General features: G+C 68.5%; 1 protein-coding gene and 1 pseudogene. Both read left to right on the top strand.

The features are described from left to right. Positions 1–210, top strand: a pseudogene (locus tag AOK24_RS39420) (hypothetical protein); the annotation flags it as partial. Between the two features lie 50 nt (positions 211–260). Continuing rightward, positions 261–463, top strand: a 203-nt coding sequence (locus AOK24_RS48940; RefSeq protein WP_159052156.1) for a hypothetical protein, incomplete at its 3' end; no start/stop codon positions are given.

Raw genomic sequence — 463 nt, 5'->3', positions numbered from 1 at the left:
CGCCCCTGGACCAGCCCCTCCAAGGCCGAGGCCGCTGAGATCTTCCGCCGCCAGGCCGAGGCGGAGGAGGCCCGCCTCCAGCAGGAACGCCTGCGCATCGCCGAGCTGGCCTCGATGGGGATCGACCACCCGTACACGTACCCGGGCGCGCCGTTCACGGAGTTCCCGGGGTGGCAGGCGCACGGCGGGGGCTGGGTCCGGACGGCTTGAGGGGCGTCAGGGCAGGACAACGTGTGGTAACACCATGGTATGGTCGCGGTGTGGCGAAGACAAAGAAGGTCACCATCACGCTGCCCGTGGAACTACTGGAAAGCATGAAGGCGCACACGGACAACGTCTCCGGCTACATCACCGAGTTGGCCGAGCGGGCCGAGCGGCGCAGGCTCCTCCGGGAGGACCTGGACCACTACCAAGAGGCGTCCGGTGTGTTCACAGACGAAGAACTCGCCGAGGCCCGCGCGCT

It is taken from the genome of Streptomyces niveiscabiei (genome assembly GCF_001419795.1).
GTDB classification, from domain to species: Bacteria; Actinomycetota; Actinomycetes; order Streptomycetales; family Streptomycetaceae; genus Streptomyces; species Streptomyces niveiscabiei.
This window is presented reverse-complemented; position numbering and strand designations above follow the sequence as displayed.